Genomic DNA, 9,102 nt, shown 5'->3' on the forward strand with positions numbered 1-9,102 from the left:
CGCCGCCGCAGGCGACGTAGACCGGCGAGGTATGCGCGAACACCCGGCGGCCCCATTCGTCGAGGTGATAGTCGGCGCCGAACGCCCGGCAGGCTATCCACGAGTTGCCGTCGATCCGCAGTTCCTCGCTGATTTCTGCGTGCCGGCCGCCGTTGGCGTCCGCCGTCGCGACGACCTCGCCGTTACGGACGACTTCGAGACAGCGGAGCGGGAAAATGCTGCGCACCGTGGCGTGGACGCTGACCGTTCCCGGTCCGGAGAGCTCGACGGTATCGCCCGGCTCGCGCTCGTCGACAGAGAGCGTCACGAGCGGTCCGCCGGAAAGGAACGTACGACCCGACCGCACCGCCCGGCACCACGCCTCGTAGCTGAACTCCTCGTCCAGCCGGGCGTAGGTGCGGTACAGGCCGACCGGCACGGCGCTTGACATCTTGTCCGTGCCGCCGACGAGCGGCAGCCGGTAGCCGCTGTTCAGGTACCGGTAGTACTCGCGCGTCGCGTCGTCGCTCTGGGCCAGCATCTCGACGGCGTCGGCCCGGCCGGTCGCGACGAGGACGGCCGGCTCGCCGTTCGGGTTCGGGAAGTGCGCGGCGACGACGGTGCCACCCTGGGCGTGTGTCCTGTCGGCCCAGTCGCTCAGCGTCGCGTCCAGCGCCCCGCCGAGCTCGGCCTCGTCGGGACCGTCGCTGCACCACGGCATGACCGGTTCTGTCAGGCCCCACAGGACCATGTGGCCGAGCATGTGCTGGCGGTTTTCCTGGCCGATGTACGTGACGTAGCCGCCGCCGTCGACGACGCTGGGCTGGCCGGAAAACTCCTCGGTGTTGGTGAACAGCACGCCCCACTGTGTCTGCAGCACGTTGACGACCCGCAGGTCTTCGCCCCGCTGCTCGAGCTGAGCGCCCGGCGTGGACAGGAAGTGCACGTGCGAGTCGCCTGACCACCATCCTTCCGAGGCCAGGTCGGCGACACGCCTGATCCGCAGCGTCAGGTCCCGCTGGGCCGGCTCGATCCGCACGGTCTGCCGGAGCGGTTCGTACTCGAACCCCCGCGCGACGTCCACGACGACGTCGCCCCGCGGCAGCCATCCCTGGCAGGTGCCGTCGATATACGCGTAGCTGCGCTGGCCGAGGCGGACGTCGCCGCCAACGTCGTAATGCCAGCTGCCGAGATTTTGCGTGACGTGATTGTGGTGGCCGTGCGGCTGGTAGGGAATCCCCTGGGGGGAACGGAAATGGACCCGGCACGGCACCGGCCGCCCTGTCTCGTCATCGATGACGCTGACATGCACCCAGTTGCGGCCGCTTTCCGCCAGCTCGAGCGAGACCCGGCCTGCGTCTGCCCGCCCGTCACGTGCCACGTCGCCCCAGCGCACCCGGCCGAGCTCGTCATCGTCCCGCCGGACCGCGATGGTGGCCGACGGCAGCGCGGCGATCGACGTGTACGCGGACGTTCCTTCCGTCGCTCCCCAGCCGGCCCGGTCGTCGTCGCCGGACAGCGGCTGCGGATAGGTCGCGACACCCCGGTCCACGGTTACGTCGAAGACACCGCCGCGCCCGTCCTTCGCCACGAGCCGCACCGGACGGGCTGGCGTGCGGACAAACGGGTGCTCGTCAACGTCGCTGGTCGTGATGCCGGCGACGATGAATCGCGGGCCGCGCGGGATGAACTCGATGCGTTCGACCGTCCGGTCCGGATGCGGATTCTCCCAGCACCACAGGAAGTACCCGGCGGGCCATCCCATCGCGTGCTCGGCCAGGCGCTCCCCGGCCGCGCCCCAGCTGCCCTCGAAGCGCGGCAGGCTGTGGTCGCTGGTGTCGGTGACGGCGAGGAACGGGAGACGGCCCCACCCCGGCGGCACCACCTGGATCTCGAACCGCTCCCTGATCGGGACGGTGGCGGCCTCGCCGCCGGCCAGGTGGAAAACGTACTCCGCGACGGTCCGCCCGGCCGCGTGGCCGGCCGGTGCGCCCGGTTCGAGCAGCCGGTGCGCGACGATCACCCGCCGCGCCGGCCGGCCGATCCCGACCGGCGTGGGGACGCCGGGCAGCAGGAAGCACCGCTCAGGGGACGCCCGCTCCGGCCCGATCAGGAACGGGAGGCCGCGCAGGTCCACCCGCCCGAGCGGAACATTCCCCGGCTCACCGCCCAGAGCATCCACGCCCGCGTTGCAGACAGCCGACAGGTCCACTGGTTCATAGCCCGGCATGCGTCCGATCGTAGGCCGCGCGGCCGCTCTGCCCCAGTCAATTTCCGGCCTGGCAGGTTACTGCGGCGGTCCCGCGGTGAGGCGGATGCGGCTGGTCGTCCGCTCGCCGGCCGGGTTCATCCAGGTGACGGAGATCGTGTCGCCGGGCCGGAACCGCGCCATGGCGCGGCTCAGGTCGTCGGGCGACCTGACGGGCTGCCCGCTCACTGCCGTGATGACCGCGCCGCCGGTCATGCCCGCCCGCGCGGCGGGGCTGGCGCAGATCACGCCCTGGACCAGGACTCCTGAGTTCACCGGCGCGATGGCGAGCGGCGGTGTGAGGCCGATGTCGCTGGTGGAGCACGACAATGCCGGGGCAGGCGCGGCCATCTGCCCCGGCCGCGTCTGGCCCAGCGGGTTGGGGTTCGACCCGGTGCCGGTGAAGGTGCCCATGAAGGGCGGGTAGCCGATGGTGATGTCCGAGCTGGCCTCGCCCGCGGCGATCTGCCCCGCGACAGACAGCGCCGTGTTGATCGGGATCGCGAATCCGGCGGCCTGCTGATGGCCTGAGCCGCTGGCCGCGGTGTCCATGCCGATGACGCCGTTGGTGCCTGACAGCGGGCCACCGGAGTCGCCGGCCACGAGCCCGGCGCTGGCCTGCATCATGCCGTGCAGCGTCTCTGAGGTCATCGAGCCCACCCGGTCGCTGGCCGTGACGATCAGGTTGAGCTTGGCCACCTTCCCCGGCGACGCGGTGACGACCGCGCGGCCCCCGGCGTTGCCCAGGGCAACGACCGTCTGCCCGACGTTGACCAGCGAGGAGTTGCCGACCGGCACCGCTGGCAGCCATGCCGCGCCCCGCAGCCGGAGGAGCGCGATGTCGTCGGCCTTGTCGTAGCCGGCCACCCGCGCCTGGTAGGTCTTCCCTGCCACGGTCGCGGTGATCGAGGTGGCGTCCTCGATGACGTGGTTGTTGGTGAGCACGAGCCCGTCAGGGTTGATGACCATGCCTGTTCCTGCGGCCGCCTCGCTGTCGTACCGCAGCCGCGTGTTGATCATCACGACGCCTGGTTTCACCCGGGCGATGATGCCCTCCTTGGTGCTGGCCACCTGGGCCGGCCGGGCAGCCGGGAACGGCACCAGGCCGCTGCTCTGCCCCGAAGTGCCAGAGCCGCTGGACGACGGGGCGCCGAGCACCAGGATGAGACCCGTCGCGAGCGCGGTGGCGGGCACCGCCGCCAGCACGCGCGCCGCCACGCGGTGGTGACTCCCGGTTTTCATGCATAAGTAGCTACCGCATTGACGAACGTTAATACTGTGGCCGGCCTCACAGTCGTTGCGGCGGGCCGTTCGGATTGCCGGGTGCGGCATAGTGCGCGGCTAAAGTTAGTTGTAACAAGCAACTATGCGTTGAACGAGGAGATCGTGCTGCCTGAGCTGAGCCGCCGCCGCCGGTACCTGGTACTGGCCATCTGCTGCCTGAGCCTGTTCATCGTCGGGCTGGATGTCACGATCATCAACGTGGCCGTGCCGGCGATCGGGCGTGACTTCCATGCCCCCGTCTCCGGCCTGCAGTGGACGATCGACGCGTACCTGGTCGTGATCGCGAGCCTGCTGATGCTGTCCGGGTCGACCGCGGACCGGGTGGGCCGCCGCCGCGTCTTCCAGATCGGGCTCGCGGTGTTCACCGTCGGTTCGCTGGCGTGCAGTCTCGCGCCCAGCCTCGGCGCGCTGATCGGGTTCCGTGCCCTGCAGGCTGTCGGCGGGTCGATGCTCAACCCGGTCGCGATGGCGATCATCGCGAACACGTTCACCGAGCCTGGTGAGCGGGCCAAGGCGATCGGGGTGTGGGGCAGCGTGTTCGGGCTGTCCCTGGCGCTCGGGCCGGTCATCGGCGGCGCGCTCGTCGATTCGGTCGGCTGGCGCGGCGTGTTCTGGGTCAACATCCCGATCGGCGTGGCGGCGATCATCCTGACGGCTCTGTTCGTGCCTGAGTCACGGGCGGGGACCTACAGACGGCCGGATCCGTTCGGGCAAATTCTGGTCATGATCACGCTCAGTACAGTCACTTACGGCATCATCGAGGGACCCGACTACGGGTGGGCGTCAGCGCGGATCCTGGCCTGTTTCGCGGTGGGGGCGGTCGCGCTCGCCACCTTCCTCTGGCATGAGCCGCGGCGCGACGAGCCGCTGCTCGACCTGCGGTTCTTCCGCAGCCGGCCGTTCTCAGGCGCGGCGCTGACCGCGGTGACCGGGCTGTGCGCGTTCGGCGGATTCCTGTTCCTGATCACGCTGTACCTGCAGGACGTGCGCGGTTACCGGCCGCTGACCGCCGGGCTGTTCCTGCTGCCGATGGCGCTGGTGATGGCCTGCTCGGCGCCGCTGGCCGGACGGGTGATCGCGCGCCGCGGCACGCGGATCCCGCTGATCATCTCCGGTGCCGGGATCGCGGCCGGCGGCCTGCTGCTGACCTTCCTGACCGCGACCACGCCGGTGTGGTACGTGCTGTTGTGCGGCGTGGTGTTCGGCGTCGGGCAGGGCTGGCTGAACGCCCCGATCACCAACAACGCGGTCGCGGGGATGCCCAGGTCGCAGGCGGGCGTCGCGGCGGGGATCGCGTCGACGGGACGGCAGGTCGGCTCCTTGCTCGGCGTGGCGGTGATGGGCTCGGTGCTCGCGGCGAACCTGCACGGCCCGCTCGCCGCCGGGTTCACCAGCGCGACCCGCCCGGGCTGGTGGATCATCACCGGCGCGGGTGTCGTGGTGCTCGCCCTCGCCCTGTACACCACCGGGCGGGCCGGGCGGGCTAGCGCGGCGCGCACCGCGTCGCTGATCACCAGGGGCGATGAACACATTCCGGCGCCCCAGGCCGCCGGCGCCCGCGCCGCATGAGCGTCGGCGCGCTCAGGTCGGCGGGGGCCGGGCCCCGGGAGATCATCATCCCCGATGGGGCCGCGGGCCGCCGGCTCCGGCTGGTGGTGCTGCTCATCTGCAGCTCCAGCCTGTTCATCACGTACCTGGACTCGACGATCCTGAACGTCGCGCTGCCCACCATCCAGGCCGATCTGCACTCCAGCCTGGCCGGCCTGCAGTGGATCTCCGACGCGTACCTGCTGGTGGTCGCCAGCCTGCTGCTGCTCAGCGGGTCGATGGCGGACCGGTTCGGCCGCAAGCGGCTGTTCCTCGTGGGGCTGTTCGGCTTCAGCCTCGGGTCGCTGCTGTGCAGCCTCGCGCCCGACACCGGATCGCTGATCGCGCTGCGCATGCTGCAGGGCGTCGGCGGGTCGATGCTGACGCCGGTCTCGCTGTCGATCGTGCGGAACGTGTTCACCGATCCGGGGGAGCGGGCACGGGCGCTGGGGATCTGGAGCGGGATCTTCGGGGTGGCGGCCGCGTGCGGGCCGGTCATCGGGGGAGTGCTGGTCAGCGAGGTGGGCTGGCGGTCGGTGTTCTGGGTGAACGTGCCGATCGGCGTGGCCATGATCCTCGCCGCGCGGCGGTACGTGCCGGAGTCCCGCGCGCCGCACCCGCGGCGGGTCGACGTGCCCGGCCAGCTGCTGATGATCACCTTTCTCGGGACGCTGACGTACGCGGTGATCCAGGGTCCGGACTCCGGCTGGACGTCGGCGCCGATCCTGGCGCTGTTCGCGGTTTCACTGGCCGCGGGACTGGCGTTCGTCGGCGTGGAACGGCGCCGCGGCGACGCGGCGCTGCTCGAGCTGCGGTTCTTCCGCAGCCCGCCGTTCACCGGCGCCAGCGTGATCGCGGTGCTGTCGTTCATCGTGCTCGCCGGGTTCCTGTTCGTGATCACCCTGTACCTGCAGGAGGTGCGCGGCGACTCGCCGCTGCGCGCGGGGCTCACCCTGGTGCCCGCGATGATCGTGATGGCGGCCGCCGCGCCGGTGGCCGGGCACCTCACGGCGCATCGCGGGCCGCGGATCCCGCTTGTCTTGAGCGGTGTCCTGATGGCAGCCGGCGCGGCTTTGCTGCTGGGGCTGTCGCCATCGACCTCGCTGGCGTGGCTGACGCTCGCCCTGGTGGTGCTCGGCGCGGGGCTTGGGCTGGTCAACCCGCCGATCACGAACACGGGCGTCAGCGGCATGCCGCCGTCCCAGGCGGGCGTGGCGTCGGCGGTGATCTCGGCCACCCGCCAGTTCGGCAGCGTCCTCGGGGTCGCGGTCATGGGCGCGATGCTCACCAGCGGCGTCCGTGTCCGGGTGGCGGCCGGCGAGTCCCACGCTGACGCGCTGAGCGCCGCGACCCACGCCCCGTGGCTGCTCGCCGTGGTCTGCGGGGCGCTTGTCGCCGTGGTCGGCCTGATCACCACGTCCGCCCGCGCGCTCGCCGCCGCGCACGTGGACTGACGGGACGTCACACGGCGCGGGCTCGGGCGACGATCGCTGTGCGCAGGTCCCCGAGGGCCCGGCGGCGCGCGCCGGACAGCGCGGGCTCCTCGGTCACCGTGGCCGGGCGGATGGGCACGTGGCGGGGTGATTGCCGGAACCGGGCGCGGACGGTGTCGATGACGGCCGGATGCCCGCCCCAGTCGCCCCCGAGGATGACCACTTCCGGATCGCAGACGGCGACCAGCGCGGCGAGCACGCCGCTCAGCGCGGTCCCGACAGCCGCGCGGACCGGGCGGGTCACTGCGTCGCGGCCATCGAAGGCATCCAGCAGCGCCGCGACATCGATCGCCGTCGTGCCGGCCTGGCGCAGCCCGAGTTCCCGGAACACCTCGGTGAGCAGCATCGCGCGTCCCCCTGGCCCGACGGTGACCAGGTGCGCGACTTCCCCGGCGATGCCGGTGAACCCGCGGCGCACCTCCCCGTCGCTGACCACCGCGCAGCCCAGGCCCTCGCCAAGATGCAGGTAGGCGAAATCTGCCAGCTCACCGGGCGGTGCTGCCGCCCGCTCGGCCCGCGCTTCCCAGTTCACGTCGTTGTCGACCAGGACCGGGCCGTCGACGGACGAGCCGAGCACGTCGGCCGGCGACAGCTCGCCGACAAGGAACGGGGCATCCGGCAGGTGAACCAGCCGGCCGCTACGGCGATCGACTGGGTCGGCGGCACTGACCACGCCCAAGCGCACGGGGCCGTGGCCGGGTGCCGCGGCCAGGACCTGCCCGGCCACGGCCCGCAGGGCGCCCTCGACCTGCCGCGGCCGGGTCGGCCTGGCCAGCGGCTGCCGCATGCTGGCGAGCACCGCACCGTGACTGTCGAGGCATTCCGCCACCACACCGTCCGGCGCGATGCTGACGACGAGAGCGGTGCCGATGTCCTCGGCGAGCCCGTAGTACGAGCCGACCCGGCCGCGCCCGCTGGTCCTGGCGCCGGTGTCGCGAATCAGGCCGGCGGCCGACAGCCTCCGCGCGCTCTCGGACACCGTGGGCTTGGAGATGCCGGTCCTGGCTGCCAGCTCTGCCCTGGTCAGCTGGCGCTCCGCCATCAGAGCACGCAGGACGTGCTCATCGGTCAGGGAGCGCAGCAAGTCCAGCGAGGGCTTCGTCATCGTCACGGACACAGTTTAGTTAGGAGTCTTGCCTAGAACCTAGTAAGCAGTCTAGAGTGTTTTTAGTTAGGACTCACAACCAAAAGGAGGCCGCGGCATGACGCGGACCACGGCACCGGACATCAGCCACCTGCCGGCCCTGCCCCACTGGGACACCACGCCGGAGGACCTGCCCGCCGCGATCCGCGAAGTCAAGGCCACCTTGCGCGCCCGCATCGCGGCCTCGGGGCGCTCGGTCGATGAGGTCTTCGCGGTCATCGAGCACCGGGTGCGCGACCGGGTCGATGAGATCGTCGCGGCGAAGGAGCGCGGCGAGCCCGTATGGCCGGAAATCGACTACGCGGACATCGCGTCCGGTGCCGTCCCCGCGGCCGCGCTCGGCCAGGTGCGCCGGCGTGGCTGCCTGGTGGTGCGCGGGCACTTCCCGCGCGAACAGGCGCTCGCCTGGGATCAGGGCATCGTCGACTACGTCGAGAGCAACCGGTTCTTCGAGAACTACCGGGGTCCTGGCGACGACTTCTTCGGCAGCGTCGGGTCCAGGCCGGAGATCTACCCCATCTACTGGTCGCCGGCCCAGATGCAGGCCCGCCAGAGTGACCGGATGGCGCGGGTCCAGGCCTTCCTCAACGGTCAGTGGATCAGCGAGTCCGGCGGTGTCCGCTGGTTCGATCCAGGCCGCGACTCTCTGTACCCGGACCGCATCCGTCGCCGCCCGCCCGGCACCGATTCCAAGGGCCTGGGGACGCACCTGGACCCCGGCACGCTGGACTTGTGGATGACGCAGGACTACCAGCGCGCGTTCCGGCACCTGTTCGACGGCACGGTCGAGCAGTATGACCCGTGGGACGCCACGTACCGGACCTCAGGACCGCAGTACCCGGGCAGCACGATGTGCTCTGTCTTCCGGACGTTCCAGGGCTGGACCGCGCTGTGCGATATGGCCCATGACCAGGGCGTCTTGCACACCGTGCCGATCCCGGAGGCGATGGGCTACCTGATGCTGCGCCCGTTGCTTGCGGACGTGCCCGAAGACGACATGTGCGGTGTCACGGTCAATCAGGTCTTCCCGGTCAGCCGGAAATGGCACGAGCCACTGCTGCCGGCGTTGACCGGGCTGCCGGACATCCAGGCCGGCGACTCGGTCTGGTGGCACTGCGACATGATCCACAGTGTCGCGCCGGTCACCAGCCAGCAGGGCTGGGGCAACGTGCTGTACATCCCCGCGGCGCCGTGGTGCCCGCGCAACGAGAGGTACGCCGAGTCCGTGCGCGCCGCGTTCCTGACCGGGATGAGTCCGAGCGACTTTCCCGCTGAGCACTACGAGCGGGACTGGGACAACCGGACCAGGCTCACGGACCTCAACCCCACCGGGCGGCGCGGCCTCGGCATCGATTGACTAGGCAGCG

General features: G+C 71.1%; 6 protein-coding genes. 3 read left to right on the forward strand and 3 right to left on the reverse strand.

The window, feature by feature from the left end; genetic code table 11:
* Together WA805_RS21530 and WA805_RS21535 are read right to left on the reverse strand one after the other, a co-directional pair.
* A partial coding sequence (locus tag WA805_RS21530; protein ID WP_425243232.1) for a CehA/McbA family metallohydrolase occupies positions 1–2,209 on the reverse strand: 2,209 nt, incomplete at its 3' end.
* Between the two features lie 57 nt (positions 2,210–2,266).
* Positions 2,267–3,445 (reverse strand): S1C family serine protease, encoded by a 1,179-nt coding sequence (locus tag WA805_RS21535; protein WP_425243233.1) that lies wholly within the window; start codon positions 3,443–3,445, stop codon positions 2,267–2,269.
* A 153-nt stretch (positions 3,446–3,598) separates the two neighbouring features.
* Here WA805_RS21535 and WA805_RS21540 point away from each other — a divergent pair, with 153 nt between their 5' ends.
* Together WA805_RS21540 and WA805_RS21545 are read left to right on the forward strand one after the other, a co-directional pair.
* A complete protein-coding gene (locus WA805_RS21540) occupies positions 3,599–5,080 on the forward strand; it encodes an MFS transporter (RefSeq protein ID WP_425243234.1) in 1,482 nt (493 codons plus the stop codon).
* Complete coding sequence (locus WA805_RS21545; protein WP_422272912.1) at positions 5,077–6,552, forward strand: DHA2 family efflux MFS transporter permease subunit; 1,476 nt, start codon at positions 5,077–5,079, stop codon at positions 6,550–6,552. The genes WA805_RS21540 and WA805_RS21545 overlap by 4 nt, the downstream gene beginning before the upstream one ends.
* Before the next feature lie 7 nt (positions 6,553–6,559).
* Here the strand turns inward: WA805_RS21545 and WA805_RS21550 are convergent, their stop codons facing one another.
* Positions 6,560–7,696, reverse strand: coding sequence for an ROK family protein (locus WA805_RS21550; protein WP_425243235.1), 1,137 nt, complete (start codon positions 7,694–7,696; stop codon positions 6,560–6,562).
* A 97-nt stretch (positions 7,697–7,793) separates the two neighbouring features.
* On the opposite strand from WA805_RS21550, the gene WA805_RS21555 reads away from it, so the two are divergent.
* Positions 7,794–9,092, forward strand: a complete 1,299-nt coding sequence (locus WA805_RS21555) for a YbiU family protein (protein WP_422325670.1) — start codon at positions 7,794–7,796, stop codon at positions 9,090–9,092.
* Positions 9,093–9,102: the final 10 nt, after the last annotated feature.

It is taken from the genome of Trebonia sp., from assembly GCF_049794275.1.
Classification (GTDB): domain Bacteria; phylum Actinomycetota; class Actinomycetes; order Streptosporangiales; family Streptosporangiaceae; genus Trebonia.

Coding starts and splice junctions, on each gene's coding strand:
- WA805_RS21545 (WP_422272912.1), top strand. CDS start 5,077: ATGAGCGTCGGCGCGCTCAGGTCGGCGGGGGCCGGGCCCCGGGAGATC.
- WA805_RS21550 (WP_425243235.1), bottom strand. CDS start 7,696: ATGACGAAGCCCTCGCTGGACTTGCTGCGCTCCCTGACCGATGAGCAC.
- WA805_RS21555 (WP_422325670.1), top strand. CDS start 7,794: ATGACGCGGACCACGGCACCGGACATCAGCCACCTGCCGGCCCTGCCC.